This is a genomic window from Nonomuraea sp. NPDC003707 (assembly GCF_053587055.1).
The window spans coordinates 151,180-167,646 of record NZ_JBSFNK010000025.1; the positions used below are offsets into that span (position 1 = coordinate 151,180).

Here is a 16,467-nt window from a genome sequence, read left to right on the forward strand (position 1 = left end):
CGCCCGTGCGTCACTCAGCGGCGAGCCAGGCCTCCACCTCCGCCCGCAGCCGCGCCTTGACGGGCTCCGGCGCGAACGACGCGTCGATCGAGGCCCGGGCCAGGTCCGCCAGGTCCGCGTCGCCGTACCCGAACACGTCCCGCAGCCGGGCGTACTCGTCGGCCAGGGCCGTCTCCCCGTCGGTGTTGATCGTGACCGCCAGCCCGGCCTCCCTCAGCCGGGGCAGCGGGTGCTCGGGCAGGGAGGGGACGAACCCGAGCAGGACGTTGGACGTGGGGCAGACCTCCAGCGGGATCCCGCGCTCGCGCACCTCGGCCACCAGCTCGGCGTCGTCCAGCACCCGGATGCCGTGCCCGAGGCGCTCGGCGTGCCCCAGGGAGAGCGCCTCGCGGATGCTCGCGGCCCCGGCGGCCTCGCCCGCGTGGTGCACCAGGCGCAGCCCAGCGTCCCTGGCCGCGTCGAGCACCTCCGCGAACGGCGCCAGCGGGTAGCTCTCGTCGCCGGCCAGCCCCATGCCGATCACCCGGTCGTGCCGGCCGGCCAGCTTGAACGTGCGCCACAGCCGCTCCACCGGCCGCCGCCTGGAGTGGTCGAGCAGCACGTTGTACGCGATCCCGTAGCGGGAGGAGCCCTCCTCCAGCCCTTCGAGCACCGCCTCCAGCGGCATCTCCGGGTCCCCCACCCGCTCCCCGTGGGAGGCGGCGGTGAAGGTCACCTCGACGTAGCGGGTGCCCTGGGCGGCCTCGTCCTCGCAGAACTCCACCGCGATCCGCCGGAAGTGCTCGGGGGTGCGCAGCAGGTCGCGCACCCGCGCCCGCTCGTCGCCGAACTCCCTGAAGCTAGCGAACAGCTCGCTGCGCTCGGGCGTCCCGCCCAGGTCGCGCACCGTCGCGGGCCGGACGGTGCTCTCCAGGTGAACATGCAGGTGGGCCTTGGGCAACGCACGTACGTCTCTCACTCCCCTCACCCTAAAGGAGGGCTCAGAACGTATGCAGCCGGATATTCGCGGCGTACGTTCGGGGAATGACCCTTGTGCTGGTTCACGGCGTTCCTGAGACCGCCGCCGTCTGGGACCCCCTCCGCGCGGCCCTGAGCCGCCAGGACGTGCGGGCGCTCCGGATGCCCGGCTTCGGCTGCCCCCGGCCGGACGGGTTCTCCGCCACGAAGGAGGAGTACGTGGCGTGGCTGGCCGGCGAGCTGGAGGCGATGGCGGGCGACGAGATCGACCTGGTCGGCCACGACTGGGGCGGCGGCCTGGTGGTGCGCCTGGTCAGCACCCGCCCCGACCTCGTCCGCACGTGGGCCACGGACGCCGCCGGGCTCGGCCACCCCGCCTTCGAGTGGCACGACCTGGCCAGGCTCTGGCAGACGCCCGGGGCCGGCGAGGAGTTCTTCGAGCAGCTGCTGGCCACGCCCCTGGAGGAGCGGGCCAAGGGGTTCGAGGGCTTCGGCGTGCCGTTCGAGCACGCCCTGGAGATCGCGGCCGGCGTCGACCAGGTCATGGCCGGCAGCATCCTGGCCCTCTACCGGTCGGCCGTGCGGGTGGGTGAGGAGTGGTCGCCCGCGTTCGCGGACATCCCCGCGCCCGGGCTGGTGATCGTTCCCGAGGGCGACGCGTTCCTGGCGCGGAGCGTGGCGGAGGAGAGCGCGGCGCGGGCGGGCGCCACCGTGACCGAGCTGCCGGGGCTCGGCCACTGGTGGCTGCTCCAGGATCCGGCGACCGGCGCGGCCAGGCTGGAGGAGTTCTGGGGGTCGGCCCGCTAACCCTTGGTGATGCGGATCTTCGACTGCTTGTGCGGGCCGCGCTCCCAGTCGTCCATGAACGTGGCCCGCAGCCCGTACTCGGCGGCCAGCGCCACCAGCGTCTCGGCGCGGTAGTAGAAGTCCTCCCGCAGCACCTGGTGCTCCTTGCCCTCGGTGCGGTCGAAGGTGAAGTCGAACCAGGCGGCCGGCTTCATCACCCGCCCCACGTGGGCGAAGCACTCCTCGATGACGTGCAGCGGCGAGTGCGAGAACACGCTGTGCGCGTGGACGACGTCGAAGTGCTCGCCGGGCAGGAAGGCGAAGCGCAGGTCGCGGACAGGCGTGAGGTAGGGCAGCTTGTGGTTGAGCCCGTGCCCGACGATCGTGTGCTGGGCCGCCATGAGGATGTCGGGCGAGATGTCGATGCCGTAGTAGTTTCCGGCGTGCAGGTAGTCGATGAACAGCCGCCCGGCGCGCAGGTTGCCGCACCCGATCTCCAGCATCCGGTAGTCCGGCTTGAGCCCGTGCTCCACCAGGTAGTCGAACTGCATGCGCCCCAGCGCCAGCCACCGTCTGTGCGTGTGCGAGCCGACCGCGCCCTCGGGGTCCCGCGCGGTGTCGGACTTCATGACGGCCCGGTAGTAGGCGACGTGATCACGCGTGCGCAGCCGGAACCAGGTGTCGCGGGCCAGCCGCCGCAGGTGGGGGGCGATCCGGTCCGGGTTCTTGACGGCGTAGGCGAGTTGGTGGACGAGGCTCGATCGGGCGCGTTTCACGCCTGGGAATCTAGGACAGCCCGCCTGCCCCCACAGGTCCGTGGCGACAGTCTTGGGTCTCCGTTTGCGCAGCCTTTCAGTCGCGGGTCAGCTCAGGTAGTCGCGCAGCGCCAGGGATCGGGAGGGGTGGCGGAGCTTGGACATCGTCTTGGCCTCGATCTGCCGGATGCGCTCGCGGGTGACGCCGTAGATGCGGCCGATCTCGTCGAGGGTCATCGGCTTGCCGTCGTTGAGGCCGTAGCGCATGCTGATCACGCCCGCCTCGCGCTCGGAGAGCTGGTCGAGCAGGGCGTGCAGCTGCTGCTGGAGCAGCGTGAACGAGACCGCGTCGGCCGGGGAGACGGCCTCGGTGTCCTCGATGAGGTCGCCGAACTCGCTGTCGCCCTCCTCGCCCAGCGGCGTGCTCAGGGAGATCGGCTCGCGGCCGTATCCCTGGACCTCGATGACGCGGTCGACCTCGAGCTCGCACTCCTTGGCCAGCTCCTCGGGCGTGGGCTCGCGGCCCAGGTCGGTCTGCAGGCGGCGCTCCGTCCGCGCGACCTTGTTGATCAGCTCGACCATGTGCACGGGGATGCGGATCGTCCGGGCCTGGTCGGCCATGGCCCGGGTGATGGCCTGCTTGATCCACCACGTCGCGTACGTGGAGAACTTGTAGCCCAGCCGGTAGTCGAACTTCTCGATCGTCCGGATCAGGCCCAGGTTGCCCTCCTGGATCAGGTCGAGGAAGAGCATGCCGCGGCCGGTGTAGCGCTTGGCGATGGAGACGACCAGCCGCAGGTTGGCCTCCAGCATGCGGCGCCTGGCGATCTCGCCGTCCCGGGCGATCCACTCCAGATCGGCGCGCAGGTCGGCGGGCATGCACGGCTCGGTCTCGAGCCGCTCCTGCGCGAACAGCCCGGCCTCGATGCGCTTGGCCAGGTCGATCTCCTGCTCAGCGGTGAGCAGCGGCACGCGGCCGATCTCCTTCAGATAAGCCTTGACCGAGTCGGCGCCGACGGCCGCGCCACCGTCGGCGACGTTGTCGTCGAGTTCGAGAACCTCTGCTGCTTCGGACAAAACACACTCCTCGCTCGCTTTGGACGCACGACGCTGAAACGTGGTGACCTATGACGTAGAGGCTGAAACCATCGGCACCTCGGGGTCTGAGGGAACGGCGAAGTCGGGAGACCTGGCAGGCCGCCTCCTTCCAAGCTACCCAACTGTGCCCGCGAGTGGCCCCAGCCGGCCGCCGTCCGGCGGGCGTGTCAGCGCGTCAGGGACTCCACGTACGTGGCGGCCTCCGTCAGCAGGCCGCGCCAGACCTCCTCGTCCGGCGTGCGCAGGGACACCCACTCCCGCATCCGCCGGGCCGCCATGATCATCTCATCGGCCGCACCCTCGTCCACCAGCTCGGCCGCCCGCGCGGCGGGGAGCTTGAGCACGACCCGCTGCTCCTTGGAGAAGAACGCAAACACCTTTCCGTTGACCTTGAGGCCCTCGGAGTGGAACATGCGCCCCAGGCTCACCTCTGGACGGACGAGCTGCTCGGTGACCAGGTCGTCGTAGAGCTCCCGGGCGGTTGACATGCGATGCTCCCTTCCTCAGCGTTCCCAAGCTGCCACACGCCACCGACAGTTCCGCCGGCACTTGGCTAGTGCGGCAGGGTCGCTTCCGCGTGGAGCAGCTCGTCGAGGGCCGCACGCAGGTCGGCGGCCAGTTCCCAGGCGTCCGGCACCATCTCTCTGTCGGTGACGATCCCGATGTCGAGGGAGCCGTCGTAGGAGAAGGCGGTGATGTTCACGCCGCCGCTCACGTCCGTGATCACCGACACCGGGTAGTGGGTCAGCAGCCGGGCCCCGCACACGTACAGGGGGAACTGGGGTCCGGGCACGTTCGAGACGCCCACGTTGATCGGCGGCGCGGTCTGCCCGACGAGCGAGAAGGCCGAGCGGGCGGCCAGCCCCATGAGCGCGGCCGGCATCGACTCGCTGAACTCGCGCAGCCAGCGCGCGGGCGCCAGCGAGAAGCGGTCCTTGATCCGCTGCATGGCGTGCCGCACGTGGTGCAGCCGGGCGACGGGGTCCTCGACGTGCACGGCCAGCGGCGCCGTCATGATCGCCACCTGGTTGCCGGGGCCCTCCACCCCGGCCGCGCGCAACGAGAACGGCACCCCCGCCACCAGCGGCTGGTGCGGGACGCCGCCGTGCGCGGCCAGCCACGTGCGCAGCGCGCCCGCGCACACGGCCATGACCACGTCGTTGACGGTGACCCCGAACGCCTTGCGCACCCGCTTGATCTCCTCCAGCGGCAGCGACACGAACGCGAAGCGCCGGTGCCCCGACACGGGGCCGCTGAACGGCGTCCTCGGCGCGGGCAGCGCCGGCAGCTCGGGCGCCTGCCCGGCCCCGGCCAGCCGCCGGGCGAGCGAGGAGATGACCTGGCTGCCCGGGATCGAGGACACGACGGGGATCTCGTCCAGGTGCGGCATGGCCCGGGCGGCGAAGCGCAGGGCGATCGCGGGGTTGCCGGCCAGCCTCGCCAGCCCGCGCGCCACCATCTCCGCGGCCCCGGGAGGCGGGGCGTCCCGTGAGGGCTCCTCGGCGGGCGGCGGCGCGGGCGTCGGGCTGATGTCCAGGAGCGCGGCCAGGACGTCGGCGCCGCCGATCCCGTCCACGGCCGCGTGGTGGATCTTGGTGTAGAGGCCCATCCGCCCGCCGTACAGCCCGTGGATCAGGTAGATCTCCCACAGCGGCCGGCCGCGGTCCAGCCGGCGGGCGTGCAGCCGCGAGACCTGGTCGGCGAGCTGCCGGTCGTCGCCAGGCGGCGGCAGGCCGATCTCGCGCACGTGGTAGTCGAGGTCGAGATCGTCCTCCTGCATCCAGTACGGGTGGTCCAGCCCGAACGGCACGGGGGCCAGCTTGCGCCGCAGCGCGGGCACGTACGGCAGCCGCCGCTCGAGCAGGGCCTGGAGGTCGGCGCGGTTGAGGTCGCCGTCGAGGATGGCCAGGCCGGCGATGTTGGCGATGTTCGTCGCGGTCTCGAAATGGAGGAACTGCGCGTCCAGGGCGGTCAACTGGGCCATAGGTGACACCTCCGCCCTGAACCAATCAGACTCCGCCGGTCACTTCAAGAGTCGGTCACGTCAAGGGACGGGACCGCGTCGGGCTCGGCGAATGCCAGCAGCCGCAGCCCCTCCTCCTCCAGCACGTCGAGAGAGGTCGAGGTGAACGGGCTGATGAGCAGCGCTGCCTTCTTCGCGGTGCGCTTGATCTGCCACGTCCCGGCCGCGAAGCCGTCCACCAGGTAGACCGCCTTCACCCGGAGGTTCTTGGTGGCGACCCGGCCCTTGAACTCGTCGGCCAGCACCCGGGTGCGGTCCGCGTGGCCCAGGACCAGCGTGTCGAAGTCGGGCAGGAACCGTACGGGGGCGGGCACGTCGCCCCCGGGCCGCGGCGCGCCGGGCAGGTCGTACAGCTCCCTTCCCGTGAAGTCCGTGAGCCTTTCCAGCTCCATGCCGGACATGACGCGCTTGAGGCCGCCCAGCCCCGACCAGGTCTGCACGTCGGCGGGGGTCGCCGGGCCGAACGCGGCCAGGTAGCGCTCGATCAGCGCCTCCACGCCGGCGGGCTCCAGGGCGATGCCGGGCAGCGCGAACGCGGACTCGCGCGGGAAGCTCCACCGGTCCTCCGTCGGCACCATGATCAACGGGGTGAGCATGCGCACGGCGTATCCGAGCGCCCGGTCGTACCCGCCGGGGAACTCCTCCTGCAGCCTGGGCCGCAGCTCGTTGAAGGTCATCGGCCCCGCGGCCAGCAGCCGGTCGGCGGCGGCCACGACCGCGTCGAAGTCGACGTCGTCGAAGCGGCGCGCGGCGGCGGCCAGCACGGGCCGCACCACCGGACGGAACGCGGCGAAGTCCGCCGCGGTCACCAGGTGCAGCGTGGCCCGCCACATGGTGGCCCGCACCAGCGTGCGGGCGTGCAGCGCGGCGTGCAGGTCGTCCCGCGCGAACCCCGCCAGCCGGGACCACACCCCCAGGTACGGCGGCCGCGGCTCCTGCGCCTGCAGGCCGACCAGCCGGTGCACGACGTCGGCCACGTCACCCTCGTGCCGATCGAGAAGGTGCTGGCGAGCCAAGGTGGCCCGGTTGAGGTCTCTGAGGGTGAGCATCTACCTATCATGCTCGATCCGACATTCCCCATCGAATCGGTACGTTCCTCCTACCCTGCGCTGGCCGACGGCTTCGCCTACCTCGACGGCGCGGCCGGCACCCAGACCCCGCGGCCGGTGATAGACGCCATCTCCGCCGCCTACCGGGCCGGGATCGGCAACGTCGGCGGCGCCTTCCCCGCCAGCGACCGCTCCGGCGCCATCGTGGCGGCCTGCCGCGCCGCCGTGGCCGACCTGGTCGGCGGCCATCCGGACGGCGTGGTGCTCGGCCCGAACATGACCACGCTGACCTACCGCCTGGCCAGGGCCATCGCGGGGCCGGGCGACGAGGTCGTGCTCTCCAGGCTCGACCATGACGCGAACGTCCGGCCCTGGACCCAGATCGGCGCCACCGTACGCTGGGCCGAGGTGGACCCGGTCACCGGGGAGCTGCCGGTGGAGCAGTACGCGGACCTGATCGGCGAACGCACCCGGCTGGTCGCGGTGACGGCGGCCAGCAACATCCTCGGCACCCGTCCCGACGTGGCCGCCATCGCCGAGCTGGCACACCGGGCGGGCGCGCTCATGTACGTGGACGGCGTGCACGCCACCCCGCACGGCCCCGTGGACATGCGCGCCCTGGGCGCCGACTTCTACGCCACGAGCGCGTACAAGTGGTCGGGCCCGCACATCGGCGCGGTCGTGGCCGACCCGGCGCTGCTGGAGACGCTGCGGCCGGACAAGCTGGCCTCCTCCTCCGACACGGTGCCGGAGCGGTTCGAGACGGGGACGGCGGCCTTCGCCGACCTGGCCGGCGTGACGGCGGCCGTGGACCACCTGGCCGCCATGGTGCCGGGCACGGGCACCCGCCGCGAGCGCCTGCTGGCCTCGATGAGCGCGGCGGAGGAGCACGAGCTGGCGCTGTTCGCGGTGCTGATCGAGGGGCTGGAGACGATGCCGCACGTCACGGTGTACGGCAAACCCGCCAGGCGCACCGCCACCGCCTACTTCAACGTGGCCGGGCACACCCCGCGCCAGGTGGCCGAGCACCTGGCCGGGCTCGGCGTGAACGTCTGGAACGGCCACAACTACGCCTGGGAGCTGACCGGCGCGCTCGGCATCCGCGACTCGGGCGGGGCCGTGCGGGCGGGCCTGGTCCACTACAACGACCGCTCCGACGTGGATCGCCTGCTCGACGGGGTGGCCCGCCTGGGCTGAAAAGGGGTGGACCCCACCCCGCGGGCGCGGGTGGGGTCCAGCTCAGTGGCCGAGATCGCTAGCAGCTGTGGTAGCCCGAGTTGTAGCCGTCGGCGAAGCCCCTCTGGTAGGCGCCGCCACCGGAGTACTTCAGGCTGTAGGGCTCCTTCTTCACGCAGGCGCTGCGGCCGTCGGTGTAACCGGCCGAGCGGCCCATGTTGTACTGCTGCTTCTTGGCCTTCCTCTTCTCGGGTGGCTTGCTCGCGACGTGGGTGCTCGTCTGCGCGCTCGTCGCGGAGGTCTGCGCGAGAGCCTGGGCCGATGGGGTCGTGAGGGGTCCGAGTGTGACAGCGGTGAGAAGCGCTGGACCAGCCAGAATCAGGCTTTTCTTGATGCGCATTCCGGTCTCCCTTCTGTCACCACCCAGCGTGGAGGGGGTCGTGTCACCGTGCCGTGATGTCGGCGTGACCGGAGCGTGACCGGGATCGCTCAGCGGCCGCGCAAGCTGGCGACCAGCTCCCGCAATCTGGCGGTCGGCTCGATGCCGAGCTCGGCCCGCAGGCCCTCCGCGTAGAGCCGGAAATGGCGGATCGCCTCGGCCTGGTTGCCCTCCGCGAGATGGGCCTCGATGAGCGCGGCGCACGCGCTCTCCCGCAGCGGGTCCGCATGCGCGGCCACGCTCGCGGCCGTCACGGCCTCGGCGAACCGCCGCTGCCTGACGAAGATCGCCGACAGGGCCTCCAGGGCGTGCAGCCGCAGCTGGTGCCATTCGTCCGCGGCGGCCAGCACCCATTCCTCGTACCAGCCGGGCAGCAGGCCGTTGGCCAGCGCATCGACGGACCCCGCGCAGACGGTGGCCTCCTCGGCCTGGACGGTGGGGTCGATGAGGCGCTGCGCCAGCGCCCGGGCGTCGTCGAAGTCCACGCCGGTGTCCGGGGCCAGCCCGATCTCGGTCGTCCCGACGTGCAGCAGCGCCCGCCCGACCTCGTCGAGGCGTTTCAGCGCGGAGCGCAGGTTGGCGTGCGCGCGCCGCTCCGGCGCGTCGGGCCAGAGGGTGGTCGCCATCACGTTCCTGTGCACCGTCCTGCGGCTGATGGCGATGTACGCGAGCAGCCGCTCGGAGCCGTTGGAGACGGCGAGCTGCTCGTCGCCGGCCAGCAGTCGGAAGCCGCCCAGAAGCGCGAGACGGAAAGGTCGCTCCACCATGCCCCCGGTCCTCTCCTGGTGCGAGATCAGTCCGGGGAGCCGCTGCTTAGATACCCGCTGGCGGGGCCGGGACACCGGAATGAACGGCGGCCTTCGTGCGCTTTCACGGACGCAGTCGTTCAGAAAGAAGGCTTGTCCCATGACCACGCAGGCCGTCGCGGCCCGGCTCATCGTGCAGGCGCTGGAGGCGGAAGGCGTCGAGTACGTCTTCGGCATCCCCGGCGAGGAGAACATCCACTTCGTCGACGCGCTCCAGGACTCCTCCATCCGCTACGTCCTCGTACGGCACGAGCAGGGCGCGGCGTTCATGGCCGAGATCTACGGCAGGCTGACCGGCAGGGCGGGGGTGGCCTCGGCCACGCTCGGCCCGGGCGCGATCAACCTGCAGCTCGGCGTGGCCGACGCCACCACCAACAGCACCCCGGTGGTGGCGATCAGCGCCCAGGTCGGGCTCGACCGCATCTACAAGGAGTCGCACCAGGTGGTGGACCTGGTGTCGCTGTTCAGGCCGATCACCAAGTGGTCGGAGCTCGCGCCGTCGCCGCAGGCGCTGCCCGAGATGATCCGCAAGGCGTTCAAGACCGCCCAGACCGAGCGTCCCGGCGCCGTCTACCTCGCCATCCCCGAGGACGTCGAGTCGGCACCGGTGCCCGACGACCTGCGCCCGCTCCCCGTCAACGTGGTACGCACCCAGGACCCCTCCCCCGCGCAGATCGCCCGCGCGGCCGACGTGCTGGCCACCGCGCGCCGGCCGATCGTGCTGGCCGGGCACGGGGCCACGCGCGCCAGGGCCTCCCAGGCGCTGATCCGCTTCTCGGAGCGGCTCGGGCTGCCGGTGGCGACCACGTTCAACGGCAAGGGCGTCTTCCCCGACGACCACCGGCACGCGCTGGGGGCGGTGGGGTTCATGCGGCACGACTACGTGAACTTCGGGTTCGACGAGGCGGACGTGCTGATCAGCGTGGGGTACGAGCTGCAGGAGTTCGACCCCGTCAAGATCAACCCGCATCGCGACAAGAAGATCATCCACATTCACCAGTTCCCCGCCGAGGTGGACGACCACTATCCGGTGGCGGTCGGCGTCCAGGGGGACATCTCACGGTCGCTCCACGCGCTCGCGGACGCCGTACACCGGCGCTTCGAGATCAACGGCACCGGCGAGAAGATCCGCCGCATGGTGCGGGAGGAGCTGGAGCAGGGGCGTTCGGAGGACGGGTTCCCGCTGTCACCGCGCCGGATCGTGGCCGACGTCCGCGCGGCGATGGGACGCGAGGACATCGTGCTGGCGGACACGGGGGCGGTGAAGATGTGGATGGCCCGCATGTATCCGACGTACGAGCCGAACACGATGCTGGTCTCCAACGGTCTGTCGTCCATGGGCTTCTCGGTGCCGGGGGCGCTGGCGGCCAAGCTGGCCTTCCCCCGCCGCCGGGTGCTCGCGGCGACGGGTGACGGGGCGTTCCTGATGAACTCGCAGGAGCTGGAGACCGCCGTGCGAGAGCGGATCCCGTTCGTGGTGCTGGTGTGGGAGGACGGCGCGTACGGGCTGATCGAGTGGAAGATGGACCTGGAGCTGGGGCGCGACTCCAACGTCACGTTCGGCAACCCCGACTTCGTCAAGTACGCGGAGAGCTTCGGGGCGCGCGGCTACCGGATCTCCCACGCGGACGAACTGCTGCCGACGCTGCGCAAGGCGCTGGCGGACGACGTGGTGTCGGTGATCGCGGTGCCGGTCGACTACTCGGCGAACCTGGAGCTGACCGACAAGCTCGGCGAGCTCACCGGCCCCTTCTGAGCGGGCTTCACCCGCCCCTTCCGAGCGGGCTTCACCAGTTCGGCACGACAGCGGCTTCACAGGCTCAGCACGAGGATGCCCACGCCGAGCAGGAAGTCGAGAACCATGCAGAACTCCGCCATCGACCGCGCCACGACCTGCTTGGCCCGCCACACGAGCAGGTCCTGCACACCGTGGGCGATCAGCGCCCCCGCGACCAGGAAGCCGCCGGCCTGGGGCGACAGCGTCAGCGCCAGCAGTGCCGCCCCGCCGCAGACCAGCATGGCCGGGACCTGCGCGGCCGTCAGCAACGGCTGGCGCAACAGCCCGCCCACCAGACCGAGGACGATGAGGGAGACCGCGCCGCCGATCAGGGCGGGCCAGCCGTCGATCCCGAGCTGGTCCAGCACCACCCACGTCACGGTGCTGATGACGAACAGGGCCCAGACGGTGCCGGGCTTGCCGAGGACCGCCGTACCGAGGTAGATGAGCGCTGCCAGGAAGACGACGAACCCCAGGCTGCGGCCGTCCTCGAAGTCCAGGAGGGTGAGGACGGCGAAGCCCAGCCCGAGCAGGGTGGGCCAGCGGTGCGCGACGGCCGGGAGCGCGCGGGGAAGTTCGGAGGTCCGTGTCATGAGCCGAGTGTCGCCGGTGCGGTGGTGGGGGGTACAGGGCTCGGGCGCTCCAGGTCCGAAATCTTGGTGAGCCGGTCCCCATCCGTGGCACTCACCCCTCCCACCGCACTTCGACCGAGGTCCCACGGAGTGGGAGCGGGCGAGACGCCCCTCCGGCGCGGCTGACGTCCCTCGAAGGAGGTGGGAGGAAGAACGCCCCTCCGGCGACGGACACGCGCCACGACCCAATGGCGCGGCACCGACAACCGACGCCGCACGATCAACCGACGGCGCACGGTCAACGGTCGGCGGGTCCGATGTCCTGGCGGTGAGGTGCCTCCCCCGGTGGGTTGGGGGAGGCGGGTGGGGCGGAGGGGGTCAGCCGGCCAGGTGGGGGAGGACGCCCGTGTGATGGAGGCGGTCGCGGGCGGCCGCGATGGCCTCGTCGGTGGTGGCGAACACCTGCCCCGCCTCGTCCAGCCGGGCGAGCACCCCGAGCGCCTCCAGCGGCTGGTGGTGGCCGTCCGGGATGCCCGACACGTACACCAGGATGCCCCGCCCCTCGAGCCGTTCGATCGCGTCGCCCAGGACCAGCGCGCCGCTGGCGTCGATGGTGGTGACGCGGGACAGGCGCAGCACCACCACGGACACGTCCGTCACCTCCGACAGCTCCATCAGGAAGCGGTGGGCCGCGGCGAAGAACAGCGGCCCGGCCAGGCGGTAGGTGACGATGTGCTCGGCGAGCAGCGCGTGCTCGTCCTCGGTGTGATGGGGCTGCAGGTCGTGGCGGAGCGGCTCGGCGTCGAGGCGGGCGTTGCGCGCCACGGCGCGCAGGGCCAGCGCCCCCGCCACCACCAGGCCCAGGATGACCGCCACCACCGTGTTGAGCGTCAGGGTGGCGACGGCCGTCAGCACCAGGACCACGGCGTCGGCCCGCGTGGACCTGAACATGGCCTTGACGGCGTCGGTGTCGACCATGCGTATCGACGTGGCCAGCAGGACCCCGGCCAGCGCGGCCAGCGGGATCCGGGCGACGAGCCCGGCGGCGGAGTAGATGATCGCGGCCAGGATGCCCGCGTGGGCCAGCGCCGCGAGCCGGGACTGGGCGCCGGAGCGGACGTTGACCGCGGTGCGGACGATGGCGCCCGTGCCGGGCATGCCGCCGAACAGCGGGGTGACGAGGTTGGCCACGCCCTGCCCGAACAGCTCCCTGTCGGGGTCGTGGCGGCGTCCGGTGGTCATGCTGTCGGCGACGTTGGCCGACAGCAGCGACTCCAGCGCGGCCAGGGCGGCCACCGCGACGGCCGGGGTGAGCAGGGACGGCAGCGCGCCCGGATCCAGGAACCCCAGCGACGGCGCGGGCAGCCCGGCGGGCAGGTCGCCGATCCTGGCCAGCGGCAGCGCGGCCACCTCGGCGGCGACGGTGGCGATGGCCACGGCGGGCAGCGCGAACGGCAGGCTCGGCCGTACGCGTGCGGCCACCAGCACCACCGCGGCCACGGCCACGGCCACGGAGGTGGCCCACCAGTGCGGGTGGGCGAGAAAGTCGAGGACGGCGTGCCAGGCCACGATCATCACCTTGTGGCTGTTTTCGGGCGGGACGCCGAGTGCCTGGGGCACCTGTTGCAGGCCGATCACGCAGGCGATGCCGACGGTGAACCCCGCCACGACCGGGGCGGGGACCACGGCCATGTAGCGGCCGGCGCCGGTCAGCGCCAGCGCGAGCAGCAGCAGCCCGGCCAGCAGGCCGACCGTGAGCACGCCGGTGGGGCCGTGGGTGTCGAAGATCGGCATGAGCATCACCGTCATGGCGCCGCTCGTGCCCGAGACCTGCAGGTCGGAGCCGCCCAGCAGGGCCGCCAGCGCCCCGGCGACGACGGCCGTGGCCAGCCCGGACGCGGCGCCGAGCCCTGAGGAGACCCCGAATCCGAGTGCCAGCGGCAGCGCGACGACCGCCACCGTGAGCCCGGCGAGCAGGTCCTGGCGGGGGCGGCGGCACATGGCGGCCAGCGACTCGCGTTCCGGCAGCACGGCGCGCAGCCGCCCCCAGGCCAGGGTCAGCGCGCCGGTCACGAGCTGTTACCTTCTGGTCCGGAAACGTAACCGTCTTGGTGCGTGAAAGGTCCTCTCACCATCACTCCCTACGAGTAAAGAGCGCCCCGCAATGCACCAAATTGCATATTTTTGCAATTGGTCAAGAGGCTCTCCGTATCAAGTACACCCCTTGCCACCTGCCTAAACGGGCTGTTCGCGAGGCGTGAACACCGGCAGCAGCGAGAACGCCCGCTCGGCGGCCCGGATCGCCTCCCGCTCGACCTCCGCCAGCGGCCGGCCTTCGGCCAGCATCGCCCAGTTGCGCCGGGCGAGCACCCGCTGCGCGGCCAGCACCTGCCCGGCGACCAGCCCGGCGGTCAGCTCGTCGGCGATCTCCCCGAGCGCCTCGGCCAGGGCCTCCTCGTCCTGCGCCATGTGCTGGAACAGCCGCGCCGCCAGGCTCGGCGTCGAGAACACCATCCGGTGGTACGCCACCACCTCCGGATGGTCGTTGAGCCCGGTGACCGGGTCGCGCCGGGCGAGCCCGTCGAGGAAGTGGCGGCGCAGCGCCTCCAGCGGCCGCTCCCCCGGCTCCCGCCCCCGTACGACGCGGGCGGCCTCACCCTGGTGGTCGGCGATCCGGTGCAGCACGAGGTCTTCCTTGGTCGGGAAGTACTTGAACAGCGTCGGCTTCGACACCCCCGCCGCCGCCGCGATCTCCGTCACGGGCACCTCGTCGAAGCCGCGCTCCAGGAAGAGCGAGATGGCCGCCGTCGAGATGGCCTCGTGGACCCGCTGCCGCTGGATCTCCCGTAGTCCCGTCATGGCACCCAGTCTATCAAAGTGTTAACCTGGTTAAATTCTTAACCGAGTTAACGCTTTTGGGGGACGCGATGGGCACGCTCGACGACGAGAGGCAGTACGTCGAACGCTGCAAGGCCGGACTGCGCAGGATGCTCGAAGGCGCGCGCGACAACGTGATCATCGGTGAGACCGTGGCCGGCGACCGCTACAGCGCCGAGCGGCTGGGCCGCCACCTCAAGAGCCTGGCCAAGGAGCTGAGCGAAGCGCCCGAGGGCCCGCCGTTCTTCGGCCGGCTGGACTTCGGCCGGAGCTCGGCCGAGCACCACGGGCGCGCGTACCACATCGGCCGGCGGCACATCACCGGCGAGCACGGCGGCCCGCCCGTGGTGATCGACTGGCGCGCGCCGGTCTCGCGGGCCTTCTACCGGGCCAGCGCCCGCGACCCGCAGGGTGTCGCGGTACGCCGCCGCTTCGGCTGGTCGGGCACGACGCTGACGGGCTTCGAGGACGAACGGCTCGAACGGGGCGAGGAAGGCGAGTCGCGCATCCTGGCCGCCGAGATCGAGCGCCCCCGTGTCGGCCCCATGCGCGACATCGTGGCCACCATCCAGCCCGAGCAGGACGACCTCGTACGGGCCGAGCTGGACACCTCGATCTGCGTCCAGGGCGCGCCGGGCACCGGCAAGACGGCGGTCGGCCTGCACCGGGCCGCGTACCTGCTGTACGCGCACCGGCAGCGGCTCGAACGCTCCGGCGTCCTCGTCCTCGGCCCGAACCGGGCCTTCCTCGGCTACATCTCGGCCGTGCTGCCCGCGCTCGGCGAGGTGGACGTCGAGCAGACCACCCTGGAGCGCCTGCTGGCCTCCGTCCCCGTCCCCGTCACCGCCATCGACAGCGAGGCCGCCGCGCTGGTCAAGCACGACGTCCGGATGGCCGAGGTGCTGCGCGGGGCGCTGTACCGGCGGATCGCGAAGCCGGTCGAGCCGGTGACGGTGGCGGACGGCTCGTACCGGTGGCGGGTGTCCGAGGAGGAGCTGCGCCGCATCGTGGACGACACGCGCCGCGAGTCCCTGCCGTACGGAGTGGGCCGCGAGCGGGTGCGGGCCCGGACGGTCGCCGCGATCCAGCGCCAGGCCGAGGCGCGCGGGCAGACGGCCGGCGCGGCCTGGACCCGCAAGATCGCCCGCGCCGTCACCCCGTTCCTGGACGCCGTCTGGCCCGCCGTCAAACCCGAAGAGGTCCTGTACGAGATCCTGCGTGGCCCGGTCGAGACCCCGCGCGACAGCGGCCCGGCCGAGGGCACGCGCGACAGCGGCCCGGCGGGAGGCACGCGGGACGGCGCGCCGACGAAGGGCAGGCGGGACGGCGCGCTGACGGGGGCCGAGTGGGAGGCGATCACCTGGGCCAAGCCGCCCCGCAGCGTCAAGAGCGCCAAGTGGACGGCGGCCGACCTCGTGCTGCTCGACGAGATCGCCGCCCTCATCGAGCGCCCGCGCGGCTACGGCCACGTCATCGTGGACGAGGCCCAGGACCTGTCCCCCATGGAGTGCAGGGCCGTGGCCAGGCGCAGCGAACACGGCTCGCTCACCGTGCTCGGCGACCTGGCCCAGGGCACCACGCCGTGGGCGGCCTCCTCCTGGCCGGAGCGCATGGCGCTGCTGGGCAAGCCGGACGGCCAGGTCATCGCCCTGACCACCGGATTCAGGGTCCCGGCGGCCGTGGTGGAGCTGGCCAACACGCTGCTGGCGGCGCTCGGCACGCAGGTGCCGGCGACGCGCTCGTACCGCTCCGACGGCCGCCTGCGGGTCACCCGCGTGAGCGGGCTGGAGAAGGGCGTGGTGGAGGCGGCGCGCGAGGCGATGGCGTTCGAGGGGTCGATCGGGGTGATCGCGGCGGACGCCGACGTCGAGGCGATCACGTCCGCGCTCCGGGACGAGGGCATGGACGTGGACGAACGCCTCACCGTGCTGCCCGCCTCGCTGGCCAAGGGGCTGGAGTACGACCACGTGATCCTGGCCGAACCCGCCGCCGTCGCCGAAGCCGAGCGGCGCGGCCTGAACCGCCTGTACGTCGCCCTCACCCGGGCCGTCTCCCGGCTGGACGTCGTTCACGCCAGGCCTCTGCCGCCCCAGCTTTCTCATCCCGTAGAAGCAGCGTGAAATCGGTATATGTCCTGGTTCGTTCGGCTCGA

General features: G+C 72.0%; 14 protein-coding genes and 1 pseudogene. 4 read left to right on the forward strand and 11 right to left on the reverse strand.

The features are described 5' to 3' along the window. Positions 1-10: 10 nt before the first annotated feature. Complete coding sequence (gene add / locus ACWDRB_RS44985) at positions 11-958, reverse strand: adenosine deaminase (protein ID WP_397373552.1); 948 nt, start codon at positions 956-958, stop codon at positions 11-13. A 65-nt stretch (positions 959-1,023) separates the two neighbouring features. Between add and ACWDRB_RS44990 the strand changes: the two genes are divergently transcribed. Next, positions 1,024-1,764, forward strand: a complete 741-nt coding sequence (locus tag ACWDRB_RS44990; RefSeq protein ID WP_449904802.1) for an alpha/beta fold hydrolase — start codon at positions 1,024-1,026, stop codon at positions 1,762-1,764. Here the strand turns inward: ACWDRB_RS44990 and ACWDRB_RS44995 are convergent. From ACWDRB_RS44995 to ACWDRB_RS45015, 5 genes and pseudogenes are all read right to left on the reverse strand, one after another. Then, positions 1,761-2,519, reverse strand: a complete 759-nt coding sequence (locus ACWDRB_RS44995) for a class I SAM-dependent methyltransferase (protein ID WP_449904804.1) — start codon at positions 2,517-2,519, stop codon at positions 1,761-1,763. The two genes, ACWDRB_RS44990 and ACWDRB_RS44995, sit on opposite strands and share 4 nt — an antisense overlap. Positions 2,520-2,606: 87 nt before the next feature. After that, positions 2,607-3,587: pseudogene (locus ACWDRB_RS45000) on the reverse strand (RNA polymerase sigma factor); the annotation flags it as partial. A 176-nt stretch (positions 3,588-3,763) separates the two neighbouring features. After that, positions 3,764-4,084: an MmcQ/YjbR family DNA-binding protein gene (locus ACWDRB_RS45005; RefSeq protein ID WP_350732081.1), complete on the reverse strand. Its 321-nt coding sequence runs from the start codon at positions 4,082-4,084 to the stop codon at positions 3,764-3,766. A gap of 65 nt (positions 4,085-4,149) precedes the next feature. Further along, positions 4,150-5,580, reverse strand: coding sequence for a WS/DGAT/MGAT family O-acyltransferase (locus tag ACWDRB_RS45010; RefSeq protein ID WP_449904806.1), 1,431 nt, complete (start codon positions 5,578-5,580; stop codon positions 4,150-4,152). Positions 5,581-5,624: 44 nt separating this feature from the next. Further along, positions 5,625-6,668, reverse strand: a complete 1,044-nt coding sequence (locus ACWDRB_RS45015) for a winged helix DNA-binding domain-containing protein (protein WP_449904808.1) — start codon at positions 6,666-6,668, stop codon at positions 5,625-5,627. Between the two features lie 9 nt (positions 6,669-6,677). Here ACWDRB_RS45015 and ACWDRB_RS45020 point away from each other — a divergent pair, with 9 nt between their 5' ends. Beyond that, the gene (locus tag ACWDRB_RS45020; RefSeq protein WP_449904810.1) at positions 6,678-7,865 is read left to right on the forward strand and encodes a cysteine desulfurase-like protein; all 1,188 of its coding nucleotides are present in this window, start codon (positions 6,678-6,680) and stop codon (positions 7,863-7,865) included. A gap of 58 nt (positions 7,866-7,923) precedes the next feature. Here the strand turns inward: ACWDRB_RS45020 and ACWDRB_RS45025 are convergent, their stop codons facing one another. Continuing rightward, the gene (locus ACWDRB_RS45025; RefSeq protein WP_449904812.1) at positions 7,924-8,244 is read right to left on the reverse strand and encodes a hypothetical protein; all 321 of its coding nucleotides are present in this window, start codon (positions 8,242-8,244) and stop codon (positions 7,924-7,926) included. Positions 8,245-8,333: 89 nt separating this feature from the next. Next, positions 8,334-9,050: an AfsR/SARP family transcriptional regulator gene (locus ACWDRB_RS45030; RefSeq protein ID WP_355202582.1), complete on the reverse strand. Its 717-nt coding sequence runs from the start codon at positions 9,048-9,050 to the stop codon at positions 8,334-8,336. Positions 9,051-9,189: 139 nt separating this feature from the next. On the opposite strand from ACWDRB_RS45030, the gene ACWDRB_RS45035 reads away from it, so the two are divergent. Beyond that, positions 9,190-10,845 carry an acetolactate synthase large subunit gene (locus ACWDRB_RS45035; RefSeq protein WP_449904814.1) on the forward strand — a complete coding sequence of 552 codons (1,656 nt, stop codon included), beginning with the start codon at positions 9,190-9,192 and terminating at the stop codon, positions 10,843-10,845. A gap of 56 nt (positions 10,846-10,901) precedes the next feature. Here ACWDRB_RS45035 and ACWDRB_RS45040 read toward each other — a convergent pair whose 3' ends face one another. The 3 genes from ACWDRB_RS45040 to ACWDRB_RS45050 form a co-directional block, all read right to left on the reverse strand. Beyond that, positions 10,902-11,459 carry a hypothetical protein gene (locus ACWDRB_RS45040; RefSeq protein ID WP_449904816.1) on the reverse strand — a complete coding sequence of 186 codons (558 nt, stop codon included), beginning with the start codon at positions 11,457-11,459 and terminating at the stop codon, positions 10,902-10,904. Between the two features lie 357 nt (positions 11,460-11,816). Then, entirely contained in the window at positions 11,817-13,511 is a 1,695-nt protein-coding gene (locus tag ACWDRB_RS45045) for a SulP family inorganic anion transporter (protein ID WP_449904818.1), read from the reverse strand. Positions 13,512-13,673: 162 nt separating this feature from the next. After that, positions 13,674-14,297 carry a TetR family transcriptional regulator gene (locus ACWDRB_RS45050; protein ID WP_449904820.1) on the reverse strand — a complete coding sequence of 208 codons (624 nt, stop codon included), beginning with the start codon at positions 14,295-14,297 and terminating at the stop codon, positions 13,674-13,676. A 68-nt stretch (positions 14,298-14,365) separates the two neighbouring features. Here ACWDRB_RS45050 and ACWDRB_RS45055 point away from each other — a divergent pair, with 68 nt between their 5' ends. Further along, positions 14,366-16,435 (forward strand): HelD family protein, encoded by a 2,070-nt coding sequence (locus ACWDRB_RS45055; RefSeq protein WP_449904822.1) that lies wholly within the window; start codon positions 14,366-14,368, stop codon positions 16,433-16,435. The last annotated feature ends 32 nt before the right edge of the window (positions 16,436-16,467 follow it).

Coding starts and splice junctions, on each gene's coding strand:
- ACWDRB_RS44990 (WP_449904802.1), top strand. CDS start 1,024: ATGACCCTTGTGCTGGTTCACGGCGTTCCTGAGACCGCCGCCGTCTGG.
- ACWDRB_RS45005 (WP_350732081.1), bottom strand. CDS start 4,084: ATGTCAACCGCCCGGGAGCTCTACGACGACCTGGTCACCGAGCAGCTC.
- ACWDRB_RS45010 (WP_449904806.1), bottom strand. CDS start 5,580: ATGGCCCAGTTGACCGCCCTGGACGCGCAGTTCCTCCATTTCGAGACC.
- ACWDRB_RS45015 (WP_449904808.1), bottom strand. CDS start 6,668: ATGCTCACCCTCAGAGACCTCAACCGGGCCACCTTGGCTCGCCAGCAC.
- ACWDRB_RS45020 (WP_449904810.1), top strand. CDS start 6,678: ATGCTCGATCCGACATTCCCCATCGAATCGGTACGTTCCTCCTACCCT.
- ACWDRB_RS45025 (WP_449904812.1), bottom strand. CDS start 8,244: ATGCGCATCAAGAAAAGCCTGATTCTGGCTGGTCCAGCGCTTCTCACC.
- ACWDRB_RS45030 (WP_355202582.1), bottom strand. CDS start 9,050: ATGGTGGAGCGACCTTTCCGTCTCGCGCTTCTGGGCGGCTTCCGACTG.
- ACWDRB_RS45035 (WP_449904814.1), top strand. CDS start 9,190: ATGACCACGCAGGCCGTCGCGGCCCGGCTCATCGTGCAGGCGCTGGAG.
- ACWDRB_RS45040 (WP_449904816.1), bottom strand. CDS start 11,459: ATGACACGGACCTCCGAACTTCCCCGCGCGCTCCCGGCCGTCGCGCAC.
- ACWDRB_RS45050 (WP_449904820.1), bottom strand. CDS start 14,297: ATGACGGGACTACGGGAGATCCAGCGGCAGCGGGTCCACGAGGCCATC.
- ACWDRB_RS45055 (WP_449904822.1), top strand. CDS start 14,366: ATGGGCACGCTCGACGACGAGAGGCAGTACGTCGAACGCTGCAAGGCC.